The sequence below is a fragment of the Leifsonia shinshuensis genome, assembly GCF_013410375.1.
Lineage (GTDB): Bacteria > Actinomycetota > Actinomycetes > Actinomycetales > Microbacteriaceae > Leifsonia > Leifsonia shinshuensis.
Genome location: NZ_JACCFL010000001.1, coordinates 3,381,710 through 3,405,366, shown reverse-complemented (window position 1 = coordinate 3,405,366; position 23,657 = coordinate 3,381,710). Strand labels below are relative to the sequence as shown.

Here is a 23,657-nt window from a genome sequence, read left to right as displayed (position 1 = left end):
CCGCGCGGCCCGCTCCTCCACAGCAGGGCTCTGCCGATCGGTTCTCCACGGATCCGCTCGGACCGGCCGGAGGGCGCGCTGCCGCGGCCAGGCTGGGGTCATGACGATCTCCGACACGCGCTCCCGTCCCTCTCCGCTCCCGCTGCTGCGCGACGCCGTCCTCGACGCGGCGGCCGTGCTGCTCCCGGTGAGCTGCGCGGGATGCTCCGCCCCCGACCGCTCGCTCTGCGCCGACTGCACCAGGGCCCTGACGCAGGACCTCCGCAGCCGGACCGTGCAGGGCGTGACCGTGTGGTCGTCCCTCGACTACGCGGATGTCCCGAGAGCCGTGCTGCTGGCGTACAAGGACGCCGGGCGGGTGGACACGACCCGCGCCCTGGCGCGCTCGCTGCGGCCCGCGCTCGCCGCGGCGCATGACGGCGGACCACCGGGACACGGCGTCCCGAGCGTCCCCGTCCTGATCCCGTCGACCCGCGCGGCCTGGCGGAAGCGCGGCTACCATCCGACCGGCGCGGTGCTCGCCCGCACCCGGGTGCTGCCGCCTCCGCTCTGGCGCGCGCTGCGGCTCACCCGGCAGACCGCCGACCAGGCGGGGCTCGGGAGCGCGGCGCGGGCGGGCAACCGGGCGGGCAGCATGGTGGCGTCCCGCCGGCTGCGCGGACGGCGCTGCGTGATCGTCGACGACATCGTGACGAGCGGGGCCACGATCGCGGAGGCCGCCCGGGCGATCACCGCGGCCGGCGGGTCGGTTGCGGGCGCCGCGACGATCGCGCGTACGCCGCTTCGCCGGCGGTGACCAGGTCCGCGTAGCCGCATTCAGCGGACGTCCAGTCGAATCCTGGAATTCACCCGTCGATCACGGTTCCGTTACGTGCGGGGGAGCACTACGGTAGTCGAAAAGGCGCGAGCGATCCGCCCTTCGTGATCCGGGCGGACGTCACGCCGGATCAGGGAGGTCTCCATGGACATCAACATCGTCGGACGCAACCTGGGAATCACTGATCGCTTCCGTGAATACGCGACCGAGAAGGCCGACAAGGTCGCGCATCTCGCCGAGCGGGCCATCTCCTTCGAGATCAAGGTCAGCCGGCACAACGAGAAGCTCGGATCCCAGAACGGAGACGACCGGGTCGAGCTGACCCTGGTCGGACCGCGAGCAGTGGTCAGGTCGGAAGCGACCGGAACCGACAAGTACGCTGCGTTCGACATCGCGCTCGGGAAGCTTCTCGAACGCGTGCGGAGGGCCAAGGACAGGCGCAAGGTGCATCGCGGCCAGCATCGGCCGACATCGCTGCGCGAGGCGAGCACGGACGGCTTCAGCGCGGTCGGGCTCGCGGCGGCCCCCGTCTCCGTGCTCGACCAGGTGCGGACGGGCAGCGTCCCCGCCGTCACGGACGAGGCCGAGGAGGCGGGCGAGACGGAGGAGGAGTACAGCCCCGTCGTCATCCGCCAGAAGGTCTTCGCGAGCATCCCGATGACCGTCGACGACGCCCTCTACTACATGGAGCTCGTGGGCCACGACTTCTACCTGTTCGTGGACCAGGAGACCAAGCGGCCGAGCGTCGTCTACCGGCGCAAGGGCTGGGACTACGGAGTGATCGCCCTCGACGACGACGCCGAGGAGCTGCAGGAGGTCGCGACCGCCAGCCGCAAGCTCGGCTAGGTCAGACGCGCCGATGGCGTGCGCCCGGGCGGCGCGCGCCATCGGCGTTCCTCTGCGCGGAAATGAGTGTGGTCACTCTTTGAGCTGTGCGCCGCTCCGCTGGGACATGAACCATCGCACCTTCTTCGGGTTGTTGTCGGCACCTTCAAGAGCTTCTCGATATAGTCGCGCCCAGGTGATGCAGAGTGCTCGTCGGCGATCCGTGTCACGCGCATAAAGCGACGTTGCCAGTGCCAAGCAGACCAGAATCCCCGCGATGATCAGCACCTCGAACTGCAGGGTGCTCAGTGCATTCATTGTGTCGCGCGGTTCATCGCCACGGACCAAGCCCGTCTGTGGGTCGATCAGTGGTGCTACCGAAGTGAAGAAACCGTTGAGCAGCGCGACGTAGACAGCCGCGAAGACGGTCACGAACGTCGCAGCAACGGTCATGAGGGTCGATGTCGCCATGGAAAAGGCGCCCGCTTGTCTCCGCTCTGCGCGGGCGTCGAGTTCTGCGAGGATCTGGCGCTGTTCGTCGGCGGATAATCTGCGAAATGCTGCAATCTTCTCGGCTACATTGTGCAGGTTCTGCTCGCTTCTTCGGACATGCTCGGCAGCGGCTGCGGCATGCGGGTCCGGACGTGATCGACTCATCCAGCGAGTTTGGCACGAAGGGGGGCGTGCGACCGCGGCGCTGACGCGCTGTGCAACCCGCCCCTTGACCGACGACATCCCGTTCACCGGTCTTACAGCGCCCTCCCAGGGACCACGGGACGTGCTCAGGGGAGGACCAAGTACGATGTTCTCTAACGTCGGCGGAGTGTGCCGTGCGGCGTGCGCCCGCCGGGGCGCGGGCATCATCGGCCCGACCGAGCAAAATGGAGTGCATCAGTGGCCTCAGTTCTTGAAAAGGTTCTCCGCGTCGGCGAGGGACGCACCCTCCGGCGCCTGGAGGCGTACGCGAAGGCGGTCAACGCCCTCGAGGACGACTTCAGCGAGCTGACCGACGACGAACTCATGCACGAGACCGTCGAGCTCCGCGAGCGCTACAGCAACGGCGAGTCGCTGGACGACCTCCTCCCCGAGGCGTTCGCCGCCGTGCGCGAGGCGTCCAAGCGGACGCTCGGCATGCGTCACTTCGACGTGCAGATCATGGGCGGAGCGGCCCTCCACCTGGGCAACATCGCCGAGATGAAGACCGGTGAGGGCAAGACGCTGGTGGCGACCACCGCGGCCTACCTCAACGCGATCGCCAGCCGCGGCGTGCACGTCATCACGGTCAACGACTACCTGGCGAGCTACCAGTCGGAGCTGATGGGCCGCGTCTTCCGCGCCCTCGGCATGACGACCGGCGTCATCCTCTCCGGCCAGACCCCGGAGGAGCGGCGCGAGATGTACGCCGCCGACATCACCTACGGCACGAACAACGAGTTCGGCTTCGACTACCTGCGCGACAACATGGCGTGGCAGGCGAGCGACATGGTCCAGCGCGGCCACTACTTCGCGATCGTCGACGAGGTGGACTCGATCCTCATCGACGAGGCGCGCACCCCGCTCATCATCTCCGGGCCGTCCTCGGGCGAGGCCAACCGCTGGTTCAACGAGTTCGCCAGCCTCGCCACCCGTCTGACGCCCGACGTCGACTACGAGGTGGACGAGAAGAAGCGCACCGTCGGCGTGCTGGAGCCCGGCATCGAGAAGGTCGAGGACTACCTCGGCATCGACAACCTGTACGAGTCGGCGAACACGCCGCTCATCTCGTTCCTCAACAACGCGATCAAGGCCAACGCCCTGTTCAAGCGCGACAAGGACTACGTCGTGATGAACGGCGAGGTGCTCATCGTCGACGAGCACACCGGCCGCATCCTGGTCGGCCGCCGCTACAACGAGGGCATCCACCAGGCGATCGAGGCCAAGGAGGGCGTCGAGGTCAAGGCCGAGAACCAGACCCTCGCCACGGTCACCCTGCAGAACTACTTCCGCCTCTACAAGAAGCTGTCCGGCATGACCGGCACCGCCGAGACCGAGGCGGCCGAGTTCATGAGCACCTACAAGCTCGGCGTCGTCCCGATCCCGACGAACAAGCCGATGCAGCGCAAGGACCAGCCGGACCTGGTCTACAAGAACGAGAAGGCCAAGTTCGACCAGGTCGTGGAGGACATCGCCAAGCGGCACGAGAAGGGCCAGCCGGTCCTGGTCGGAACCACGAGCGTCGAGAAGAGCGAGTACCTCTCGCGCCTGCTCGCGAAGAAGGGCGTCCGCCACGAGGTCCTGAACGCCAAGAACCACGCCCGCGAGGCCGCGATCGTCGCCCAGGCGGGACGCCTCGGCTCGGTCACGGTCGCCACCAACATGGCCGGCCGTGGAACCGACATCATGCTCGGCGGCAACGCCGAGTTCATCGCGGTTGCCGAGATGAATGCGCGCGGGCTCTCGCCGGTCGAGACCCCGGACGAGTACGAAGAGGCCTGGGAGGGCGTCTTCAACGAGGTCAAGGCCAAGGTCGCCGAGGAGGCCGAGAAGGTCATCGAGGCCGGCGGCCTCTACGTGCTCGGCACCGAGCGCCACGAGTCGCGCCGTATCGACAACCAGCTCCGCGGTCGTTCCGGCCGCCAGGGCGACCCGGGCGAGAGCCGGTTCTACCTGTCGCTCACCGACGACCTGATGCGCCTCTTCAACGCCGGCGCCGCGGAGAGCCTGATGGGTCGCACGAGCGTCCCCGACGACATGGCGATCGAGTCCAAGGTGGTCAGCCGCGCCATCCGCAGCGCCCAGTCGCAGGTGGAGGCGCGCAACGCCGAGATCCGCAAGAACGTCCTCAAGTACGACGACGTGCTCAACCGTCAGCGCGAGGCGATCTACAGCGACCGCCGGCACATCCTGGAGGGTGACGACCTGCACGAGCGCGTGCAGAAGTTCCTCACCGACGTGATCGATGACATCCTCGACCAGCACACCGGCGAGGGCAGCGGAGACGACTGGGACTTCGACGCGCTCTGGGCCGAGCTCAAGACGCTCTACCCGGTCGGGGTCTCCATCGACGAGGTCATCTCGGAGGCGGGCAATAAGGGTCGCATCAACCGCGACTTCATGCGCCGCGAGATCATGTCCGACGCCAAGATCGCGTACCAGAAGCGCGAGGAGTCGATCGGCTCCCCGGCGATGCGCGAGCTGGAGCGCCGCGTGGTGCTGTCGGTCATCGACCGCCGCTGGCGCGACCACCTCTACGAGATGGACTACCTCAAGGACGGCATCGGCCTGCGGGCGATGGCCCAGCGCGACCCGCTGGTCGAGTACCAGCGCGAGGGCTACGCCATGTTCCAGCAGATGATGGGCGCGATCCGCGAGGAGACCGTCGGCTTCCTCTTCAACCTCGAGGTGGAGGTCAACGAGGCTCCCGACGAGGTCGCCCCCGCGGTGGCCGCCAAGGGCCTCGGCCGCGGCGAGTCCGACGCCCGCCTCAGCTACTCCGCTCCCGGTGAGCAGGGCGAGGTCGAGGTGCGCAACCAGCGCGGCCAGCTCGAGAAGGCCGCCACGGACCGCGCCCAGCGACAGCAGCGCCAGGCCGCCCCCGCGCAGGCGGCTCCGCCCGCGCAGGGCGCGACGCAGCGCGGCGCATTCGGCCAGCGCGTGGAGGACGGGGAGGCTCCCGTCAACCGCGCGGAGCGGCGGGCGCAGGCCAAGAAGCGCTGAGCCGAGAGGTTCCGCGGACGGCGGGGTGGTCGACGACCGCCCCGCCGTCCGTCGTCTCGGGCGAGCCGTGGATGGCCGAAGGACGCACGCCCGCTACAGCACGGTGATCGCGGTCGCCCGCCAGCGCGTCCGGTGGCGTTCCAGCCGCAGGGCCACCGCTCGGGAGCGGGTCGGCTGGTGGATCATGACGACCGCCTCCACGATCGAGTCGCCGAGGCGATGCAGCAGCGGCTCGCCGACGCGCACGCGCGGGCGGCGGGCCTCGTCGCCCGTGACCTCCCGGGAGCGCGCGGCGATGACCGTGCGGCGCAGCAATTGGATGAAGACGGCGTCGCTGACCCAGCGGCCCAGCTGGTCGAGCGGCCGCGCGCCCGCCAGGATCTCGATGACGCAGAGCGCGAGCTTGGCGCAGAGCAGCCGGGCGTCCTCGCCGATGCCGGAGTCGGTCCGCAGCTCGGGGTCCGGCGCGTGCGGCGCAGGGCTCGCGCTCTGCGGTCCGCTCGGGCTCGCCGGCGGCTGTCCGGTCGCCCGGGCCGCCTCGCCGGGGTCGTCCGCCTCCTCGCGCTCGAGCGCCTCCTCGCGCTCGAGCGCCTCCTCGCGCTCGTCCGGCTCCAGCAGCGGCGGCACCAGCCGTAACGGCGGCCGGGCGGCGGGCGGACGATCGAGGCCGGGCAGATCGAGGCCGGGGCGGTCGAAGCCGGGGCGATCCAGGAATGGGGAGAGGAGTGCGTTCATTGCAGGCGGTGCTCGATTCTTTCTCGTCGACGTGGTCGTCGGTTCGTGGTGAACACTCAATCAGCGCGCCTCGCCGGTGGTCCAGGGCCTGAACGCGGGTGTGGACAACCGGTGCGGCACGGCTGCCCGCCGTGGTCTGTCTATAGTGGGGGAGTGTCGACGCTCAGTGATCTCGTCCATGCCCAAGGTCGTTCCTCCGAGGCGGACGTGGAGTGGCTCCACAGCCTCGTCGGCGACTGGCAGCTTCTGGCCGACCTGGCCTTCGCCGACATCGTGCTCTGGGTGCCGACCACCGACGACGACTTCGTCGCGGTCGCGCACGCCCGGCCGTCCAGCGCCGCGACGCTCTTCTACCGCGACTTCGTCGGCCAGCGCATCAAGCCGGAGTGGCGCCAGCAGGTCACCGACGCGTACCTGACCAAGCAGATCATCGACACCTCCGCCCCCGACTGGTACGAGGAGACGCCGACGCGCGTGCGCGCCGTCCCGGTCATCCGCCGGCTCAGCGTCCACTCGCCGCAGACCGCGGATGAGCCCGTCGCCGTCATCACGCGGCACACGAACCTCAGCGAGGCCCGCACCCCCAGCCGGCAGGAGCTGACGTTCAACGACTGCGCGAACGACCTGTTCGCCATGATCGCGACCGGCGACTTCCCCGACCTCGGCGCCCCCGCCGCCCCTCGCCGCGGCGCCCCGCGCGCGGCGGACGGCCTCATCCGCCTCGACGTCGACGGCATCACCACCTTCGCCAGCCCGAACGCGCTGAGCGCCTTCAATCGGATGGGCTTCACCGGTGAGCTGGAGGGCGAGTCGCTGGCGACCGTCACCACCAAGCTCCTCGCCGGCACCATCACGGTGGACGAGTCGCTCCCGCTGGTCGTCACCGGCCGAGCGCCGTGGCGCACCGACATCGAGGCGCGCGGGGTGACGGTGTCGCTGCGCACCATCCCGATCCGCAACCGCGGGGAGCGCGTCGGCGCGATCGTGCTCTGCCGCGACGTCTCCGAGCAGCGTCACCAGGAGCGCGAGCTGATCACCAAGGACGCGACGATCCGCGAGATCCACCACCGGGTGAAGAACAACCTCCAGACGGTCGCGTCTCTGCTGCGCATCCAGGCGCGCCGCACGCACTCGGAGGAGGCCCGCGAGGCCCTGAGCCAGGCGATGCGGCGCGTGGCGGCCATCGCCGTGGTGCACGACACCCTGTCGACCGGGCTCGCGCAGATCGTGGACTTCGACGACGTGTTCGACCGTGTGCTGCTGCTCGTGGCCGAGGTCGCCGCCAGCCACACCACGACGGTCCACCCCAAGAAGTCGGGCACCTTCGGCTCGCTGCCGAGCGAGTACGCGACGCCGCTGGCGCTCGCGCTGACCGAGCTCGTCACGAACGCCGTCGAGCACGGCCTGGCCGGGCGCGAGGGCCAGGTCGAGATCGTGGCGAACCGGACCGAGGACTCGCTGACCGTGAAGGTGGTCGACAACGGCTCCGGGCTGCCGGAGGGCAAGGTCGGCTCCGGGCTCGGCACGCAGATCGTGCGCACCCTGATCCAGGGCGAGCTCGGCGGCGCCATCGACTGGCACACCATGATGGGCCAGGGCACCGAGGTGACCATCGAGGTCCCGCTCCGCTACCTCACCACGGTCTGACCGCCGGGGCGGCGGACGAGAAACGCCGAGGGGCGCTTCCGGACGATGACGTCTGCTAGGTGTTCGGAAGCGCCGCCTCGGCGGCGATAGCGCTGTGTATCGGGAGTGTCGCTGTGATCAGGACGCGCGGCGGGCGCGGGCGGCGCGGCGCTTGAGAGCGCGGCGCTCGTCCTCGGAGAGACCGCCCCAGACGCCGGAGTCCTGGCCGGTCTCGAGGGCGTACTGCAGGCAGATCTCGGTCACGGTGCAGCGCGCGCAGACCGCCTTCGCCTTGTCGATCTGGTCGACCGCGGGTCCCGTGTTGCCGACGGGGAAGAACAGCTCGGGGTCCGCGGTCAGGCAGGCGGCTTTGTCGCGCCAATCCATGAAGATATGCTCCTTGTTTGCTGGATGTTTCCTGGCCCGAGGGGCCTAGAATGCAGGTAAGCAGCCGCGTTACAGGGTTCTTCAGATCCATGGGGAATGAGACCTGCCCACCACCCTGTGAGCACTAACTCGGCCTTGAATATGCTCCCATAGCAGTTGATTCGGATCAATAGTTTTGCATGAGATAACGCTGTGAACACGAGCCCGAAACGTCAGGATGCTATAGTGACCGATCCCTCTGATCAGCGGCCTGCCGAGCCACGTCCGGCCCCGTCCCGGCCTCCGCTGCTGATCGCCCTCGCGGTGATCCTGGCGCTGGAGGCGGCGCTGGTCACCGGACTCGCGGTCTGGCTGCTGTACGAGCTTCTCACGACGACCACGCGGTCGTACACCACCGCCGTCGCGATCACGATCCTCGTCGCGCTGGGCGCCGCCTGGCTGATCGCCACGCTGGTCGGCATCCTGCGCCTGCACGCGTGGGCGCGCGCCTCCATCGTCACCATCCAGATCCTGATGATCGCCGTCGCGGTCGGCAGCTTCCAGGGGCTGGTCGGCGGCCCCGACGTCGGCTGGGCGCTGCTCGTCCCCGCCGTCATCGCCGGCGTGCTGGCGCTCGCGCCGTCCGTCGTCCGGGCGACGGGCCGCCGCAATACGGAGTCACACGAATAGCGGGAGCGCGGGAAGAAAGCGCAGACTCGGTCTGTTATGCCCCACATCGTGACTGAACTCTCCGCACCGGCCCTCGCATCCCCGTCCACCATCCAGACCGCGGAGGCCGGCTACGCCGACTGGCGCGCCTGGCGGCTCGCCTCCGTCGCAGCCCCGACCGGCAACCTCGCGCTCATCGAGACCCGCTGGCTCGCGGACGACGACGAGACCACGCCGGAGCAGGCGCTCGCCGGGCACCCGGACACGGTCATCGCCACGGAACTCAGGCGCCGCAACCTGGACACCGGCGCCCCGGAGCGCGGCATCCGGCTCTGGGACGCGGACTCGCCGGCGATCCGTGCGTTCGAGACGATCGAGGCTTTCCCGTTCGATCCCTCCTGGATCGTGGAGGCCACGTTCACGCCCGTGAGCGACGAGCGCACCATCCCGTTCGAGCACATCCGCGACAACGGCCTCACCCGCGACCTCGTCGTGCCGGGCGACATCACCTTCGAGCGCGAGGGCGTCGAGTACACCCTCAGCGCGTTCGACGACGACGGCACCCTCCTGCTGGTGTTCGGCGACCCGACCAACGGCGACGACGGCCCGGACGGCACCTACGCCTCCGGCCGCTTCCTCTTCGTCACGCGCGACGGCGACCGAGCCGTCCTCGACTTCAACCGCGCCTTCGTGCCGCCCTGCGGCTTCTCGGACCAGTACAACTGTCCGCTGCCGCCCCGGAACAACCGCTTCCCCGTCCCCGTCACCGCGGGCGAGAAGCGCGTCGTGCTCCGCGACGGCGCCGCGCACTGAGCCTCGGCTCGCCCTCTGCTTCACCCCTCGAACACCCCCACTCCACACAGCACAGGAGAACTCCGTTGAGAAAGACCCCCCTGCTCGCCACGATCGCGATCGGCATCGCCGCCTCCCTGGCGCTCGCCGGCTGCTCCGGCGCGTCCTCGTCGTCCTCGGCCGGCACTGACGCATCCATCGCCGTCGGCTCGCTCTACGAGCCCGTCAACCTGGACAACACCGCCGGCGGCGGCCAGGGCGTCACCGAGGCCCTGAACGGCAACGTCTACGAAGGCCTGTTCAAGCTCACCGACGACGGCAAGGTCGAGCCGCTGCTCGCCACGAAGTACACGACCAGCGCCGACGGCCTCACCTACACGTTCACCCTCCGTGACGGGGTGAAGTTCCACTCCGGCAAGGCGCTCACCAGCGAGTCCGTCAAGACCAGCATCGAGCGCGTGCTCGCGAACGACTCCCAGTCGGCCCGCAAGTCGCAGCTGGCGGTCATCTCCGGCATCCAGACCCCCGACGACAAGACCGTCGTGATCTCGCTGAAGTCGCGCTCCATCTCGCTGCCCTACAACCTCAGTTACGTCTGGATCTACGGCCCGGGAACGACGAACTACAAGACGGCGGAGGACGGCACCGGCCCGTACACTCTCGGCACCTGGAAGCGCGGCAGCTCGCTGAGCCTCGAGCGCTGGAACGGCTACTGGGGCACGAAGGCGAAGAACAAGGAGGTCGTCTACGACTACTTCACCGACGCCAGCGCCCTCTCCAACGCCCTGCTGACCAACCAGGTCGACATCGTCACCAGCATCCAGAGCCCCGACTCGCTGACCCAGTTCGAGGGCAACAAGAACTACACGATCAGCAACGGGAAGTCGACGACGAAGGAGCTCCTGGCCTTCAACGACAAGGTCGCGCCCTTCGACAACGCGGAGGTCCGCAAGGCGGTCTACTCGGCGATCGACACCAAGAAGCTGCTCAGCTCGATCTGGGGCAAGTACGGCACGCTCATCGGCTCGATGGTCCCGCCGAGCGACCCCTGGTACGAGGACCTCACCAAGGTCAACCCGTACGACGTGACGCTGGCGAAGAAGGAGCTGGCCGCGGCCGGCCTCCCGAACGGCTTCACCTTCACCCTCGACACCCCCACCTACGACCCGCACCCCGCGGTCGCGGAGTTCCTGAAGAGCGAGCTCGCCAAGGTCGGCATCACGGTGAACATCAACTCCATCTCGGCCGACCAGTGGTACACCAAGGTGTTCAAGAACCACGACTTCACCGCGACCCTGCAGGAGCACGTGAACGACCGCGACGTGGTCTGGTACGGCAACCCCGACTTCTACTGGGGCTACGACAACCCGCAGGTCACCGCGTGGGTGAACGAGGCCGAGCAGTCCACCACCACGGCGGAGCAGACCGCGAAGCTCAAGCTCGTCAACGAGCAGATCGCGAAGGACGCCGCCAGCGCGTGGCTGTACCTCTACCCGCAGATCGTGGTGGCGTCGAGCTCGGTGAGCGGCTACCCGGTGAACGGGCTCAACTCCCAGTTCTACGCGTACGACATCACCAAGAAGTAGGCACCACCGCCGATGCTCGGGAGGCCCGGACCGGGTCTCCCGAGCATCTACGCTTGACATGACCATGACCTCGTATCTCCTCCGCCGCACCGCGTTCCTCGTGGTGTCCCTGCTGCTGGCGATGGTCGTGCTGTTCTTCCTGCTGCGGGTGCTGCCGGGCGACCCGGCGAACGCCCTGCTGTCGGCCAGCGCGACGCCGGAGCAGATCAAGGCCGCGCAGGAGCAGGTCGGCAGCAACCTGCCGCTCGCGCAGCAGTTCGTGAACTGGTTCGGCTCGCTCCTGACGCTGAACCTCGGGCAGTCGTTCATCACGTCCCTCCCGCTCGGCCCGGAGATCGCTTCGCGGCTGGCGGTGACCATCCCGCTCACGCTGCTGGCGTTCGTGCTCGCGCTCGTCCTCGCGCTGCCGATCGGCTTCGTCGCCGCCTGGAAGGCCGACCGCTGGTACGGCCTCGTGCTGTCCGCCTTCTCGCAGCTCGGCATCGCCGTCCCGGTGTTCTGGGTGGGCATCCTACTGGTGGACGCCTTCGCGGTGAACCTGCGCTGGTTCCCGTCCGGCGGGTTCCCGCGCGACGACTGGGCCGACCCCGCGGCGGCGCTGCAGTCGCTCGCGCTGCCGGTCGTGACGATCGCCATCGTGATGAGCGCGTCCATCGCCCGGTATGTGCGCAGCGCGACGCTCGACGTCATCGGCAGCGACTACCTGCGCAACGCCCGCGCGCTCGGCTCCGGCTTCGGGCGGGCGATGTGGCGGCACGGCCTGCGCAACGGCGCGGTGCCGGTCATCTCCATCCTGGGCATCGAGCTCGCGACGACGTTCCTCGGCGCCGTCGTGGTGGAGAGCGTCTACACGTTGCCGGGCCTAGGCAGCATGCTGCTCACGGCGATCCATCAGCACGACTACCCGGACATCCAGGGCATCCTGTTCGTCTCGACGCTGCTGGTGCTGATCGTCGGCTTCCTCGCCGACATCGCGCAGCGGCTGATCGACCCGCGGCTGCGGCAGAGCATCTCGGGCAACCGATGAGCGCGGTCGTGGAGCAGGCGGCGCAGACCGCGCCGGACCCGCGGCAGCGGGCACGCCGGCGCGCGCGCCGCTCGGTGACGCTCGGGATCGGGCTGACCCTGGTGGGCATCGTCGTGCTCGTCGCGGCGATCTCGTTCGTGTGGCTTCCGTTCACCCAGGGCGACACCTCGGGGGGCCGGCTGCAACAGCCGGGTGCCGCGCACTGGCTGGGCACCGACATCTTCGGGCATGACCTCACGACGAAGCTCATGATCGGCGCGCGCATCGCGCTGGCCGTTGGCGTCGGCGCGGTCCTGATCGGCGCCGTGGTCGGCGTCACGATCGGGATGCTGGCCGCCTTCGCGACGCGCTGGCTGGACGACACCATCTCGGCGGTGCTGGACATCATCATCGCTTTCCCCGTGCTGCTGCTCGCCATGCTGATCGTGGCGGCCCAGGGTGCTTCGCTCGGCACGGCCATCCTGGCGATCGGACTGGCGATGTCCGCGGTCGTCGCCCGGCTCACCCGGGTGCTGTCCAAACGCGTGCTCGCGCAGCAGTACGTGACGGCGGCGCGGACCTCCGGCACGTCGTGGGGCGGTGTCGTCGCCCGGCACGTGTTCCCGAACATCTGGCCGACCCTCGGCGTCAACCTTGCGCTCCAGTTCGGGGTCGCCGTGCTCGCGGAGGCGAGCCTGTCGTACCTCGGCCTCGGCGCGCCGTCGCCCAACGCCTCGTGGGGTCGCCTGCTGCAGGAGGCGCAAGGCACCGTCGCCGTCGCGCCGGTCGGCGCGATCGCGCCCGGCGTGGCGCTCGTCGTGCTCGTGGTCGGCGTCAACCTGATCGCGGACGGCCTGCGCGACGTGGCCGACCCGACCAGGAGGAGGTCGCGATGATCCTCGACGTGCGGAACCTCGGCGTCACGGCCCGGGACGGGTCGCCGCTGGTGTCGGACGTGTCGTTCCGGCTCGACGCGGGGGAGCGGCTGAGCCTGATCGGGGAGTCCGGGTCGGGTAAGTCGCTGACCTCGTTCGCGATCACCGGCCTCCTGCCGGACGGCCTGACCGCCACCGGGAGGGTGGAGCTCGCCGGCGTCCAGGTGGTCGGCGCGAAGGAGCGGGCGTTGGTCCCGCTGCGCGGCCGGACGGCGTCGACCGTCTTCCAGGAGCCGCTGACGGCCCTCGACCCGTTGATGCGGCTCGGCGCGCAGGTGGCGGAGCCGCTGCGCCGCCACCTCGGGCTGCGCGGCGCCGCGCTGCGCGACGCCGTCCACACGGCGCTCGAGGAGGTCCGCCTCCCGGACCCGGAGCGGATCGCGCGCGCCTACCCGCACGAGATCTCGGGAGGCCAGCGCCAGCGGGTCGCCATCGCCGCCGCGCTCGCCTGCCGCCCGCAGCTGCTCATCGCCGACGAGCCGACCACGGCGCTCGACGTGACCGTGCAGGCGGACATCCTCGCTCTCCTCGACTCCCTGGTGGCCGAGCGGGGGATGGCGCTGCTGTTCGTCAGCCACGACCTCGCGGTCGTCTCCCGCATGACCGAGCGCGCGCTGGTGCTGCGCGCGGGGCGCGTGGTGGAGGAGAGCACGATCGAGCGCATCCTCACCGCCCCCGCCGACCCGTACACGGCCGAACTGGTGCGCAGCGCGCGCGAGCTGGACTCCGCCCTGGAGGTGCGATGACCGCCGTCCTCGAGCTCCGCGACGCGGGCTTCCGCTACCGCCGCGCCGCCGCTCCGGCGCTGGAGGGCGTCTCGTTCGCCGTGGAGCCGGGCCGCAGCGTCGGCCTGGTGGGGGAGTCCGGCGCGGGCAAGACCACCCTGCTGTCGCTGCTCCTCGGGCTGACCGGCCCGACCTCCGGAAGCGTCCTCTTCGACGGGCGGCCGCTGGACCGGCGCGACCGCGCGCTGATGCGGGAGTTCCGCCGCAGCGTGCAGACCGTCTTCCAGGACCCGTACTCCTCGCTCGACCCGCGCCAGAGCGTCGGCCGGATCGTGGCCGAGCCGCTCGCCTCGCTCCGGATCGCGTCCGGCGCGGACGCCCGCGCCCGGGTCGCGGAGGCGCTGCGCGCGGTCGCACTGCCCGAGGACGCGGCAGGCCGCTACCCGCACGAGTTCTCCGGCGGCCAGCGTCAGCGCATCGCGATCGCCCGCGCGATCGTCTCGCGGCCCCGCGTCCTCCTCGCCGACGAGCCGGTCAGCGCGCTCGACGTGACCACGCGCATCCAGATCATCGAGCTCCTGGGCGGGCTGGCCGCGCAGGAGGGTATGACGGTGGTCATGGTCTCCCACGACCTCAGCGTCGTCGCCACCCTGTGCGAGGAGACCGTCGTCCTGCGCTCCGGCCGCGTGGTCGAGCAGGGGCCGACCCGCGACGTGCTCGGCGTCCCGAGCGACGCGTACACGCAGCGGCTCATCGCGTCGGTGCCGCGGCTGCCCGCCTGATCAGCCGCGCGGCCACACCGGGAGCACGTCGCGCTTCCACGTCGCGTTCGTGACGCCCGCCCACGCGGTGTAGAGCGCGACCGCTGCCGTCGCCAGCCCCAGCCAGCCGCCGGCCTGCGTCGCCCCGGCCGCGCCCGCCAGGTCGCCGATCGACAGCGCGACGAAGGTGAGGGTCAGCAGGACGAACACCGTCAGCGTCGCGCCGTTGGTCTTCGCCGCCGCGACCGTCATGAGCGACGTGAAGATCGTCCAGGCCAGCAGGAAGAACCCGACTCCGGCCGAGCCGGCGTCCTCCGCCAGCCCCGGCGCCGTGCGCAGCCACCAGAACGCCAGCCAGAAGGCGCCGTAGGACGTGAAGGCGGTGGCCCCGAAGGTGTTGCCGCGCGCGAACTCCCACAGCCCGGCCGCGAACTGCGTCAGGCCGCCGCAGAAGAGCGCCATCGCGACCGCGGTGGCGCCGGCCTCGGTGACGATCCCCGCGTTGGCGAGGCTCAGCAGCATCGTCGTGAGCGCGAACGCGGCCAGGCCGAGCGGGCCGGGGTCGGCGACCCCGGCCCGGGCCGTGTCCGGGGCCGTGGCCGGGGTGGTGGATGGGGCGATGGCCCGCTCGGCGGTTGCGCTCATGCTGTGCACTCCTTCGTACGAGGTCGGCCGGACCGGCCGTCCCTCGACCCTAGAATGCCAGATGGGAGATTGCAAACACCTCTGCTCAGTCGAGCCCGAGCTTCTTCCGCAGCGACGCCACGTGTCCGGTCGCCTTCACGTTGTAGAGCGGCAGCCGGACGGTGCCGTCCGGGTTCAGCACGAAGGTGGAGCGGATGACGCCGGTGACCGTCTTGCCGTAGAGCTTCTTCTCGCCGTACGCGCCGTACGCGCTGTGCACCGCGAGGTCCTCGTCGGACAGCAGCGGGAAGTTGAGGCGCTCCTGCTCCTGGAACTCCTTGTTCTTGGCGGGGGCGTCCTTCGAGATGCCGATGACGCGGTAGCCGCTGGAGGCGAGCGAGTTCAGGTTGTCGCGGAAGTCGCAGGCCTCCGTGGTGCAGCCGGGCGTCATCGCGGCCGGGTAGAAGTAGACGATCACGTTGTCGCCGGAGTAGTCGGAGAGCGAGACGGGCGTGCCGTCCTGGTCCTGGAGCGTGAAGGCGGGCGCGGGCTGTCCCGCTTCGAGTCGAACCTCAGTCATGACACCATTCTGCCGTGCCCGCGGCGCCGGGAGTCCGCGCTCAGCGCGCGAAGGTGGCGAGGAGGCGCTGCAGCGAGTCGAGGCGCGCGCGCCCGGTCTCGCCGAGGCGGCCCTCCTCGACGGCCTCGATGATCGCGCAGTCGGGGGCGTCGGGCAGGTGCGTGCAGCCGCGCGGGCAGTCCTCGGCGATGGCGGCCAGGTCGGTGAACGCCTTGAGGATGCTGGCGGTGTCCACATGCCCGAGCCCGAACGAGCGCACGCCCGGAGTGTCGATGACCCAGCCGTGGCCCTCGGCGTTCTCCACCCGCAGAGACACCGTGGAGGACGACGTGTGCCGGCCGCGGCCGGTCACCACGTTGACGTGCCCGGTCGCGCGCTTGGCTCCGGGCACGATCGCATTCACGAGCGTGGACTTGCCGACGCCCGAGTGGCCGACCACCACGGTGTCGTGGCCGACCAGGGCGGCCTTTATCTCCTCCACCGGGATGTGGTCCTCCCGGCTGGTGAACACCGGGAGGTCGAGGCCGGCGAAGTTCTCCAGGAACGGCGCCGGGTCGGCGAGGTCGATCTTGGTGACGCAGAGCATCGGCTCGATTCCGGCGTCGTACGCGGCGACCAGGTAGCGGTCGACCAGCCGGGTGCGCGGCTCCGGGTTGGCCGCGGCCACGACGATGAGCATCTGGTCGGCGTTGGCGACGATCACGCGCTCCACGTCGTCGGTGTCGTCCGCGCTGCGGCGCAGCAGGGTCGAGCGCGGCTCGATGCGCACGATGCGGGCGAGCGTGCCCTCCTCGCCGGTGGTGTCGCCGACGACGGCCACGCGGTCGCCGGTGACGATCGGCTTGCGCCTCAGCTCGCTCGCGCGCGCCGCCGTGACCTGGCGCTCGTCGGCGGTGTCCTCGTCCAGCAGCACCGTGTACCGGCCGCGGTCGACGCCGAGGACGCGCGCGATCTCGGCGTCCGCGTGCTCCGGCCGGGTCTTGGTGCGCGGCCGGTTCCCTTTCGGGTTCGGCCGGGAGCGGATGGTGGACTCGTCGTAGAGGTCGTACTCGTCGTCCTCGTCGTCGTCATCCGACCACCAGGACATCTACGCCGCCGTGCCTTCGCCGAGCATCCTGGTCCAGAGCTGCGGGAACTGCGGGAGGGTCTTGGCGGTGGTGGCGATGTTCTCGATCTCCACGCCGGGGACGACCAGGCCGACGATCGCGCCCGCGGTCGCCATCCGGTGGTCCTCGTAGCTGCGCCAGACGCCGCCCGTCAGCGGCTTCGGCTCGATGCGGAGACCGTCCTCCAGCTCGGTCACGGCGCCGCCGAGACCGTTGAGCTCGGCCGCGAGGGCGGCGAGCCGGTCGGTCTCGTGATGGCGGATGTGGCCGATGCCGGTGATCTCGCTCGTGCCGTCGGCGAAGGCCGCGATGGCCGCGATCGCCGGGACGAGCTCGCCGCCGGTGGAGAGGTCGATCGTGATCGGCCGGATGCGCTCCGGGCCCGTCACGGTGAGGCGGTCGCCGTCCTTCGTCACGGTCGCGCCGAAGAGCGGCAGCAGATCGGCGAGGTCGGCGCCCACCTGCGTGGTCGACTCCGGCCAACCGGTGATCGTGACCGAGCCGCCGGTGACGACGGCGGCCGCGAGGAACGGGGCCGCGTTGGAGAGGTCGGGCTCGATGTCGACGTCGCGGGCGGCGATGGCGCCGGGGCGGACGACCCAGCGGCCGATCTCCGGCGACTCCACCGTCACGTCGCGTGCGGCGAGGGCGGCGATGGTCATCTCGATGTGCGGGAGGCTGGGGAGGCGCTCGCCGGAGTGCGTGAGGTCGATGCCCTCCTCGAACCGGCTCGCCGACAGCAGCAGGGCGCTGACGAACTGGCTGGAGCTGGATGCGTCGATCCCGATGGCGCCGCCCTCGACCGTGCCGGTGCCGTGCACCGTGAACGGGAGGGCGCCGCGGCCGTCGTCGTTCACGTCGACGCCGAGCGCGCGCAGCGCGGCGATGATCGCGCCCATCGGCCGGCCGCGGGCCGAGTCGTCGGCGTCGAACATGGTCGGGCCGAGCGCCAGACCGGCGAGCGGCGGTACGAAGCGCATGACGGTGCCCGCCTGGCCGCACTCGATGGTGGTGCTGCCGAGCAGCTCCTCCGCCGGCGTGATGAGGAAGTCGGCGCCGAACTCGCTCTCGCCCGGCTTCTCGACGATCGAGACGCCGAGCGCGCGCAGCGCCTCCACCATGTTGGCGGTGTCGCGCGAGTGCAGGGGCGCGCGCAGCAGCGACGAGCCGTCGGCGAGGGCCGAGAGCACCAGCTCGCGCGCGGTCAGCGACTTGGAGCCGGGGAGCGAGACGGAGGCCGTGACCGGGCCGCCGGCGACCGGCGCGGGCCACAGCCTGTTCGGCTCCTCGGCGCGGTTGTCGCCGTACGGATCGAAGTCAGGGGCGGAATATTTCGAGATGAGCATTGTTGTCAAGATTATCCGCGATCGAGCCCGAAGGAAGGACCGGCCCGTGCCAGCAGCAACCGCTGTCCTCGACGCCCCGCGCACCCGTGCGCTGGCGCCGTCGTCGGTCCGACCCTCCCGACGGGTCGCTCGGCGGTCGCCGCAACTAGACTGGCCGGTGATGAGCACCGAAACCGAGGACAAGGGCGCGCTGTTCGAAGAGCAGGCGCTTCCCTTCATGGACCAGCTCTACGCGGCCGCACTGCGCATGACGCGCAACCCGGCGGACGCGCAGGACCTGGTGCAGGAGACGTACGTGAAGGCGTACGCCGCCTTCGCGCAGTTCCAGCAGGGCACGAACCTGAAGGCGTGGCTGTACCGCATCCTCACCAACACGTTCATCAACACCTATCGCAAGAAGCAGCGTGAGCCGTACCAGGGGACGATCGACGAGCTCGAGGACTGGCAGCTCGGCGGCGCGGAGTCGATCTCCGCGTCCTCCAGCCGCTCGGCCGAGGCGGAGGCGATCGACCACCTGCCCGACAGTGCCGTCAAGGACGCGCTGCAGGCCATCCCGGAGGACTTCCGGCTGGCCGTCTATCTCGCCGATGTCGAGGGATTCTCCTACCAGGAGATCGCCGACATCATGAAGACCCCGATCGGCACCGTCATGAGCCGCCTCCACCGCGGCCGACGGATGCTCCGGGAGCTTCTGACCGACTACGCGCACGAGCGCGGGCTCTCAGCGGTCCAGGGCCCGGCCGTGCAGACCACCAGGAGAACGAAATGACCGACTGCGGCTGTGAGAAGGCGAAGGCCGAACTCGAGGAGTACCTGCGCAACGAGCTCTGCAACGAGGATGCTGCAGACGTCCGCGAGCACCTCGCGAACTGCGACGGCTGCTCGAGCGAGGCGCACCTGAACGTCGTGCTCACCGAGGTGGTGCAGCGCGCCTGCAAGGAGACCGCGCCGGAGACCCTCCGCACCGAGGTGCTGCTGCGCATCCGGTCGTTCCAGGCGTCTGTGCACTGAGGGTCCCGCCCCGATTCGTCACGAATGTCGCGTTTCCCGCGCGGAATGGCGCGATTCGTGACGAATGTTCTGTGCGGCTGACCGCGCGATTCGTGACGAATGCCGGCGGCTCAGGCGATGGAGCCGGGGACCTCCTGCAGGAAGAACAGGCCGCCGAGCGGGTCGGTGACCTGCGCGAAGCGACCGAACTCGCTGTCCCAGGGGTCGCGGATCGCGGTGCCGCCGAGTTCCACCACGCGCGCGACGGCCGCGGCGGCGTCCTGCACGCCGAAGTACACGACCCAGTGCGACGGCACGTCCGGCGGCAGCATGCCGTCGGCGTCGTAGACCCCGCCGCTCGGCGACTCCGGGTCTCCGAAGGTCAGGTAGCGGAAGTCCGCGGTGTCGCCGAGCACCTTCGTCTGCCAGCCGAAGACGCGCGTGTAGAACTCGACCTGCTCCGCGTAGCTGCGGGCGTACAGCTCGTGCCAGGACAGCCCGCCCGGCTCGGCGACGAGCTCGAAGCCGCGGTGCTGCTCGGGCTCCCACAGCCCGACGACCGCTCCGCCCGGGTCGGCCACCACCGCGAGCCTGCCCTGATCGCCGACCGCCATCGTGGGGGAGAGCAGCTGCGCGCCCGCCGCCGTGGACGCCCGTTCGCCGGCCTCGGCGTCCTCCACCAGCAGATACGTGAGCCACGCGTTCGGCCGGGAGCCCTCCATCGCCTCGCCCAGCCCGGCGACCAGGCGGCCGTCCCGGCGGAAGGTCACGTAGCCGCCGTACTCGCCGCCGCCGGCCTCGGCGGTCCAGCCGAACAGCGACGTGTAGAACTCCTGGGCGCGAGGGAGGTCGGTGGCGGCGTAGTCCACCCAGCAGGGCTCGCCGAGGCGGTGCGTGGTCACGACGGTCATGGCGTCAACGTACGCCCGGCGGAGGCCGCCCGGCTAGGGAGGCGCTAGGCCGGCCTCGCCGTCGCGGCCGGTCCTCCCGCCGACGCCGTCGCCGTCCGCGGCAGGAGCAGCGCCGCGATCAGCCCCGTCGCGCCGAGCACCGCCACCACGGCCATCGCGATGCCGTACGCCTCGCCGCCGCGCTGGAGGTTCGCCACCAGGATCGTGCCTGCGATGGCGGTGCCGAAGGTCGAGCCGAGGTTGGAGACGCTGCGCGAGAGCCCGGAGATCTCGCCCTGCACCCGCTCCGGGAACGCCGACTGCACCACGTTCACCGACGGCGTCAGCATCAGGCCGAGGCCGGCGCCGATCAGGAAGAGGCCGGGCACGAACGGCCAGCCGCCCGTGGTCCCTTCGACCAACGCGATCAGCAGCACCACCCCGGGGACGCAGAGCACGAACCCCGTGATGATCAGCCCGCGCTGCGAGAACCGGCGGGCCAGCCTCCCGGCCAGCAGCGACGTCAGCAGCAGCCCGACCGTCGCCGCCGTGAAGATGACGCCGGTCTGGATCGCGTTGTAGCCGCGCACCACCTGGAGGTACGCCGACACCGTGAACGACGTGCCCATCAGGATCACCCACTGCAGGTTCTGGGTGATCAGCGCGAGGTTCGACACGCGCACGCGGAACAGGCTCGTGGACAGCAGCGGCACCTTCCCGGCCCGTTCGCGCCGCCGCACCCAGAGGAAGAACCCGACCAGGATCGCGACGCCCACGAGGACGAGCACGAGCATCAGCGGCACGCTGGTGTCGGCGGCGAGGATCCCCATCACCAGCACGAACAGCCCGAGCGCCGAGAGGATCGCGCCGACCGTGTCGAACGGCCGCTTCGGGTCGGCGGGGAGCGGGTCGGTGAGCGAGCGGCTGAGCAGCAGGATGAGCGCGATCACGAGCGCCTGGAACAGGAACGCGGCCCGCCAGCTGATCCCGGTCGTGATCAGCCCGCCGATCAGCGGCCCCGCCGCCGCGCCGACGCCGCCCATCCCGCTGATGATCCCGAACGCGACCGCGCGGGTCGGGATGTCCGGGAGGCAGATCGTGGTGAGGATGTAGACCGGCGGGATGAGCATGGCCGTGCCGATGCCCTCCAGCAGCGAGTTGCCGAGGATGACCGCCCACAGCCCGGGCGCCGCCGCCGTGATGAGCGCGCCGACGCCGTAGACGACCAGGCCGATCAGGAAGCTGCGCTTGCGGCCGATGTTGTCGGTGAGCTTGCCCATCGGGATCATGAGGGCCGCCATCGTCAGCAGGAACAGCGTGATGCTGAGCTGGATGCCCTGGACGGTCGTGCCGAGGTCCCGTGACATGTCGTTGATCATCACGTTCATGTTGGAGCCGGCGAAGCTGCAGATGAACTGCGCGAGGGCCAGCGGGGCGATGATGCGGCGGATCGTGGACTGCGATGCGGCGGCGGTCGTTCCGGTCATGTCGGCTCCCGGTCTCTGCTCCTGCTCCCTGCTTCGGCCGGATCGTACTGCGCCCCGATCGCCCCGCGCAATCGGTCTTGCCGCCGCCGATCCCGCCGCGTTAGGGCGCGCCCGTCCGGCGTCGCCGGCGTCACCCGGCGGCGTGCGGCCGGAGCCGAAGGGGGACCCCATGCCCGCAGCGTTCCGTGGCCGCACGCCGCGGCCCCAGCTGACCAGCCCGCGGAACCGCTATGTCTCCCAGATCGGCGACGCGGAGGTCCCGGAGTCACAGGCGGCCAACATCCGCAACGCTCCTACACGATCGGCGCGCTCGTCGACCTGCCGGGGCCTGGGGCGCACGGTGTGATCTTCACGGGCGGCACGCTGCACCGCGTCGTCGTGGATGTCAGCGGCGAGCCCTACGTCGACCTGGAGCGGCAGGCGGCCGCGATGCTGGCGCGGGAGTAGCGGGGACGGCCCGCGCTGTCGGCCTCGACGGTGTCGGGAGCCGCCGATACGTTGGCCGTATGGCCATCGACGACTTCCGTGTCCACGTGCCCGACGACGTCCTGGCGGACCTGAGGGACCGCCTCGCGCACACCCGCTACCTGCGCTCGCCGCGGGCCGGCTGGGAAGGCGGGCTCGGCGGCGAGGAGTTGCGTACGCTGGTCGACGGCTGGCTGGCCTTCGACTGGCGCGCGGAGGAGGAGCGGCTGAACGCCGTCGAGCAGCACGTCGCCGACGTGGCCGGTCACCGCCTGCACTTCGCCCGCGTGCGGGGCACGGGAGCCGGGCCGCACACTCCGCTGCTGCTCCTGCACGGCTGGCCGAGCGCGTTCGTCGAGTACCTCCCGCTCGCGCGGCTGCTGTCGGATTCGTTCGACGTCGTCATCCCGTCGCTCCCCGGGTTCGTCCACTCGGAGGCACTGGAGCCGCCGCTGACCCGGCGGGCGATCGCGGACACGCTGCACGGTCTGATGACCGAGGCGCTCGGCTTCGAGCGCTACGCGACCTTCGGCGGCGACATCGGCGGGGGAGCGTCCACCTGGCTGGGGGTCGACCACCCGGAGAGCGTCGTCGGCATCCAGCTCCTGAGCGGGCCGTTCCCGGAGGGCGACCCGGTGGACGACGATGAGGCGCGCTACCTCGCCGCTCTGGACGAGTACGACCGCCTCGACGGCGGCTACAGCGAGATCATGCTCACCCGCCCCGACACGATCGCGGCCGCGCTGAACGACTCCCCGGCCGGGCTGCTCGCCTGGATCGCCGACAAGTGGCACGACTGGATCGACGACAGGGAGGAGGGCGCCTGGCAGCGCGTGGTCGACTCCGGCGTCCTCTACACGATCGCGACGCTGTACTGGAGCACCGAGAGCATCGGGACGTCGTTCCAGCAGTACTACGACTACGACCAGAACCCGCCCCGCCCGCCGCTCGCGGCGCCGGTCGGCGTCTACCTCGCGCGGGAGCCGGCCATGGCGGGCTTCCCGCGCTCACTGGCCGAGCGGGCGGCGCCGCGGCTGCTGGCGTTCGTGGAGGCGCCGGCGGGCGGGCACTTCGCCGGGTTCGAGTATCCCGAGCGCGCTGCGGAGGCGATCCGCGCGTTCCACGAGCGGGTGCGGGAGGCCTGACCCGGCGTCAGACCGACCGCAGGAACGACGACACGATGTCGAGCGAGCCCGGCACGATCCGGTAGTACGCCCAGGTGCCGCGCTTGCTGCGCCTGAGGAACCCGGCCTCCACCAGGATCTTGAGGTGGTGCGACACCGTGGGCTGCGAGAGTTCGAGCGGCTCGGTGAGGTCGCAGACGCACGCTTCGCCGTCGTCGTGCGCGGCGACCATCGAGAGCAGCCGGAGCCGGGCCGGGTCGGCCAGCGCCTTCATCGCGCGCGCGACCGAGGCGGCGTTCTTCTCGCTGATGACCTCGCGGGTGATCGGCGCGCAGCAGGCCTGGAGGTCGCGCAGGGGGAGGAGCTCGGTGATCGCCATGCGTCGATCATCGCGCATACATTGACAACCGTCAATGTATGTGTTCATCCTGGGTTCATCGACAACCGTCGATGTTGAAGGGAGAATGTACATGGGATGCTGCGACACCACCGAATGCCAGCCGCTG

The 23,657-nt window shown here is 70.4% G+C and carries 24 protein-coding genes; 14 read left to right on the top strand and 10 right to left on the bottom strand.

The features are described from left to right. Positions 1-100 precede the first annotated feature (100 nt). Positions 101-796: a ComF family protein gene (locus HNR13_RS16555; protein WP_179607557.1), complete on the top strand. Its 696-nt coding sequence runs from the start codon at positions 101-103 to the stop codon at positions 794-796. Between the two features lie 165 nt (positions 797-961). Further along, entirely contained in the window at positions 962-1,663 is a 702-nt protein-coding gene (gene hpf / locus HNR13_RS16550) for a ribosome hibernation-promoting factor, HPF/YfiA family (protein ID WP_179607555.1), read from the top strand. A gap of 72 nt (positions 1,664-1,735) precedes the next feature. Here the strand turns inward: hpf and HNR13_RS16545 are convergent, their stop codons facing one another. Further along, positions 1,736-2,299 carry a hypothetical protein gene (locus HNR13_RS16545; RefSeq protein WP_179607553.1) on the bottom strand — a complete coding sequence of 188 codons (564 nt, stop codon included), beginning with the start codon at positions 2,297-2,299 and terminating at the stop codon, positions 1,736-1,738. A gap of 237 nt (positions 2,300-2,536) precedes the next feature. Between HNR13_RS16545 and secA the strand changes: the two genes are divergently transcribed. Continuing rightward, positions 2,537-5,338 carry a preprotein translocase subunit SecA gene (gene secA / locus HNR13_RS16540; protein WP_179607551.1) on the top strand — a complete coding sequence of 934 codons (2,802 nt, stop codon included), beginning with the start codon at positions 2,537-2,539 and terminating at the stop codon, positions 5,336-5,338. Positions 5,339-5,431: 93 nt separating this feature from the next. Here secA and HNR13_RS16535 read toward each other — a convergent pair whose 3' ends face one another. Further along, entirely contained in the window at positions 5,432-6,073 is a 642-nt protein-coding gene (locus HNR13_RS16535) for an Rv3235 family protein (protein ID WP_179607550.1), read from the bottom strand. A 153-nt stretch (positions 6,074-6,226) separates the two neighbouring features. On the opposite strand from HNR13_RS16535, the gene HNR13_RS16530 reads away from it, so the two are divergent. Next, positions 6,227-7,720 (top strand): histidine kinase N-terminal domain-containing protein, encoded by a 1,494-nt coding sequence (locus HNR13_RS16530; RefSeq protein WP_179607548.1) that lies wholly within the window; start codon positions 6,227-6,229, stop codon positions 7,718-7,720. A 117-nt stretch (positions 7,721-7,837) separates the two neighbouring features. Here the strand turns inward: HNR13_RS16530 and HNR13_RS16525 are convergent, their stop codons facing one another. After that, complete coding sequence (locus HNR13_RS16525) at positions 7,838-8,086, bottom strand: WhiB family transcriptional regulator (protein WP_018190103.1); 249 nt, start codon at positions 8,084-8,086, stop codon at positions 7,838-7,840. A 225-nt stretch (positions 8,087-8,311) separates the two neighbouring features. Here HNR13_RS16525 and HNR13_RS16520 point away from each other — a divergent pair, with 225 nt between their 5' ends. From HNR13_RS16520 to HNR13_RS16490, 7 genes are all read left to right on the top strand, one after another. Further along, the gene (locus tag HNR13_RS16520) at positions 8,312-8,755 is read left to right on the top strand and encodes a hypothetical protein (protein WP_179607546.1); all 444 of its coding nucleotides are present in this window, start codon (positions 8,312-8,314) and stop codon (positions 8,753-8,755) included. A gap of 36 nt (positions 8,756-8,791) precedes the next feature. Further along, entirely contained in the window at positions 8,792-9,547 is a 756-nt protein-coding gene (locus HNR13_RS16515; protein WP_179607544.1) for a DUF1684 domain-containing protein, read from the top strand. A gap of 65 nt (positions 9,548-9,612) precedes the next feature. Further along, positions 9,613-11,112, top strand: a complete 1,500-nt coding sequence (locus HNR13_RS16510; protein ID WP_246312795.1) for an ABC transporter substrate-binding protein — start codon at positions 9,613-9,615, stop codon at positions 11,110-11,112. Between the two features lie 64 nt (positions 11,113-11,176). Next, positions 11,177-12,139, top strand: a complete 963-nt coding sequence (locus HNR13_RS16505) for an ABC transporter permease (protein ID WP_179607542.1) — start codon at positions 11,177-11,179, stop codon at positions 12,137-12,139. Next, a complete protein-coding gene (locus tag HNR13_RS16500) occupies positions 12,136-13,014 on the top strand; it encodes an ABC transporter permease (RefSeq protein ID WP_179607540.1) in 879 nt (292 codons plus the stop codon). The genes HNR13_RS16505 and HNR13_RS16500 overlap by 4 nt, the downstream gene beginning before the upstream one ends. After that, positions 13,011-13,799 (top strand): ATP-binding cassette domain-containing protein, encoded by a 789-nt coding sequence (locus HNR13_RS16495; RefSeq protein ID WP_179607538.1) that lies wholly within the window; start codon positions 13,011-13,013, stop codon positions 13,797-13,799. The genes HNR13_RS16500 and HNR13_RS16495 overlap by 4 nt, the downstream gene beginning before the upstream one ends. Beyond that, entirely contained in the window at positions 13,796-14,560 is a 765-nt protein-coding gene (locus tag HNR13_RS16490; protein WP_179607536.1) for an ABC transporter ATP-binding protein, read from the top strand. Before HNR13_RS16495 ends, HNR13_RS16490 begins: the two co-directional genes overlap by 4 nt. On the opposite strand, the gene HNR13_RS16485 is transcribed toward HNR13_RS16490, so the two are convergent. The 4 genes from HNR13_RS16485 to aroA form a co-directional block, all read right to left on the bottom strand. Next, entirely contained in the window at positions 14,561-15,184 is a 624-nt protein-coding gene (locus HNR13_RS16485) for an acetate uptake transporter (protein ID WP_179607534.1), read from the bottom strand. Positions 15,185-15,269: 85 nt separating this feature from the next. After that, positions 15,270-15,743 carry a thioredoxin-dependent thiol peroxidase gene (gene bcp, locus HNR13_RS16480; RefSeq protein WP_179607532.1) on the bottom strand — a complete coding sequence of 158 codons (474 nt, stop codon included), beginning with the start codon at positions 15,741-15,743 and terminating at the stop codon, positions 15,270-15,272. A 40-nt stretch (positions 15,744-15,783) separates the two neighbouring features. Then, on the bottom strand, positions 15,784-16,830 hold the full coding sequence (gene rsgA / locus HNR13_RS16475) for a ribosome small subunit-dependent GTPase A (RefSeq protein ID WP_179607530.1): 1,047 nt from the start codon (positions 16,828-16,830) through the stop codon (positions 15,784-15,786). Then, positions 16,831-18,195 carry a 3-phosphoshikimate 1-carboxyvinyltransferase gene (gene aroA, locus HNR13_RS16470; protein WP_179607528.1) on the bottom strand — a complete coding sequence of 455 codons (1,365 nt, stop codon included), beginning with the start codon at positions 18,193-18,195 and terminating at the stop codon, positions 16,831-16,833. Between the two features lie 160 nt (positions 18,196-18,355). On the opposite strand from aroA, the gene HNR13_RS16465 reads away from it, so the two are divergent. Together HNR13_RS16465 and HNR13_RS16460 are read left to right on the top strand one after the other, a co-directional pair. Then, a complete protein-coding gene (locus tag HNR13_RS16465; protein WP_179607526.1) occupies positions 18,356-18,964 on the top strand; it encodes a sigma-70 family RNA polymerase sigma factor in 609 nt (202 codons plus the stop codon). Beyond that, positions 18,961-19,206: a zf-HC2 domain-containing protein gene (locus HNR13_RS16460; protein WP_179607524.1), complete on the top strand. Its 246-nt coding sequence runs from the start codon at positions 18,961-18,963 to the stop codon at positions 19,204-19,206. Before HNR13_RS16465 ends, HNR13_RS16460 begins: the two co-directional genes overlap by 4 nt. 110 nt (positions 19,207-19,316) lie before the next feature. On the opposite strand, the gene HNR13_RS16455 is transcribed toward HNR13_RS16460, so the two are convergent. Further along, positions 19,317-20,096 carry a VOC family protein gene (locus HNR13_RS16455; RefSeq protein WP_179607522.1) on the bottom strand — a complete coding sequence of 260 codons (780 nt, stop codon included), beginning with the start codon at positions 20,094-20,096 and terminating at the stop codon, positions 19,317-19,319. A 44-nt stretch (positions 20,097-20,140) separates the two neighbouring features. Further along, positions 20,141-21,562 carry an MFS transporter gene (locus HNR13_RS16450; protein WP_179607519.1) on the bottom strand — a complete coding sequence of 474 codons (1,422 nt, stop codon included), beginning with the start codon at positions 21,560-21,562 and terminating at the stop codon, positions 20,141-20,143. A gap of 506 nt (positions 21,563-22,068) precedes the next feature. Here HNR13_RS16450 and HNR13_RS16440 point away from each other — a divergent pair. Further along, positions 22,069-23,172 (top strand): epoxide hydrolase family protein, encoded by a 1,104-nt coding sequence (locus HNR13_RS16440; RefSeq protein ID WP_179607518.1) that lies wholly within the window; start codon positions 22,069-22,071, stop codon positions 23,170-23,172. A 7-nt stretch (positions 23,173-23,179) separates the two neighbouring features. Here the strand turns inward: HNR13_RS16440 and HNR13_RS16435 are convergent, their stop codons facing one another. Beyond that, positions 23,180-23,530 (bottom strand): ArsR/SmtB family transcription factor, encoded by a 351-nt coding sequence (locus HNR13_RS16435; protein WP_179607516.1) that lies wholly within the window; start codon positions 23,528-23,530, stop codon positions 23,180-23,182. Positions 23,531-23,657: the final 127 nt, after the last annotated feature.

Excerpts from the sequence above, each read along its gene's own strand:
- HNR13_RS16465 (WP_179607526.1), top strand. The coding sequence starts at position 18,356 with ATGAGCACCGAAACCGAGGACAAGGGCGCGCTGTTCGAAGAGCAGGCG.
- HNR13_RS16455 (WP_179607522.1), bottom strand. The coding sequence starts at position 20,096 with ATGACCGTCGTGACCACGCACCGCCTCGGCGAGCCCTGCTGGGTGGAC.
- HNR13_RS16435 (WP_179607516.1), bottom strand. The coding sequence starts at position 23,530 with ATGGCGATCACCGAGCTCCTCCCCCTGCGCGACCTCCAGGCCTGCTGC.
- hpf (WP_179607555.1), top strand. The coding sequence starts at position 962 with ATGGACATCAACATCGTCGGACGCAACCTGGGAATCACTGATCGCTTC.
- HNR13_RS16485 (WP_179607534.1), bottom strand. The coding sequence starts at position 15,184 with ATGAGCGCAACCGCCGAGCGGGCCATCGCCCCATCCACCACCCCGGCC.
- HNR13_RS16495 (WP_179607538.1), top strand. The coding sequence starts at position 13,011 with ATGATCCTCGACGTGCGGAACCTCGGCGTCACGGCCCGGGACGGGTCG.
- HNR13_RS16450 (WP_179607519.1), bottom strand. The coding sequence starts at position 21,562 with ATGACCGGAACGACCGCCGCCGCATCGCAGTCCACGATCCGCCGCATC.
- HNR13_RS16440 (WP_179607518.1), top strand. The coding sequence starts at position 22,069 with ATGGCCATCGACGACTTCCGTGTCCACGTGCCCGACGACGTCCTGGCG.
- HNR13_RS16490 (WP_179607536.1), top strand. The coding sequence starts at position 13,796 with ATGACCGCCGTCCTCGAGCTCCGCGACGCGGGCTTCCGCTACCGCCGC.
- HNR13_RS16535 (WP_179607550.1), bottom strand. The coding sequence starts at position 6,073 with ATGAACGCACTCCTCTCCCCATTCCTGGATCGCCCCGGCTTCGACCGC.
- HNR13_RS16545 (WP_179607553.1), bottom strand. The coding sequence starts at position 2,299 with ATGAGTCGATCACGTCCGGACCCGCATGCCGCAGCCGCTGCCGAGCAT.
- HNR13_RS16515 (WP_179607544.1), top strand. The coding sequence starts at position 8,792 with ATGCCCCACATCGTGACTGAACTCTCCGCACCGGCCCTCGCATCCCCG.
- aroA (WP_179607528.1), bottom strand. The coding sequence starts at position 18,195 with ATGCTCATCTCGAAATATTCCGCCCCTGACTTCGATCCGTACGGCGAC.
- HNR13_RS16555 (WP_179607557.1), top strand. The coding sequence starts at position 101 with ATGACGATCTCCGACACGCGCTCCCGTCCCTCTCCGCTCCCGCTGCTG.
- bcp (WP_179607532.1), bottom strand. The coding sequence starts at position 15,743 with ATGACTGAGGTTCGACTCGAAGCGGGACAGCCCGCGCCCGCCTTCACG.
- rsgA (WP_179607530.1), bottom strand. The coding sequence starts at position 16,830 with ATGTCCTGGTGGTCGGATGACGACGACGAGGACGACGAGTACGACCTC.
- HNR13_RS16500 (WP_179607540.1), top strand. The coding sequence starts at position 12,136 with ATGAGCGCGGTCGTGGAGCAGGCGGCGCAGACCGCGCCGGACCCGCGG.
- HNR13_RS16505 (WP_179607542.1), top strand. The coding sequence starts at position 11,177 with ATGACCTCGTATCTCCTCCGCCGCACCGCGTTCCTCGTGGTGTCCCTG.
- HNR13_RS16525 (WP_018190103.1), bottom strand. The coding sequence starts at position 8,086 with ATGGATTGGCGCGACAAAGCCGCCTGCCTGACCGCGGACCCCGAGCTG.
- HNR13_RS16460 (WP_179607524.1), top strand. The coding sequence starts at position 18,961 with ATGACCGACTGCGGCTGTGAGAAGGCGAAGGCCGAACTCGAGGAGTAC.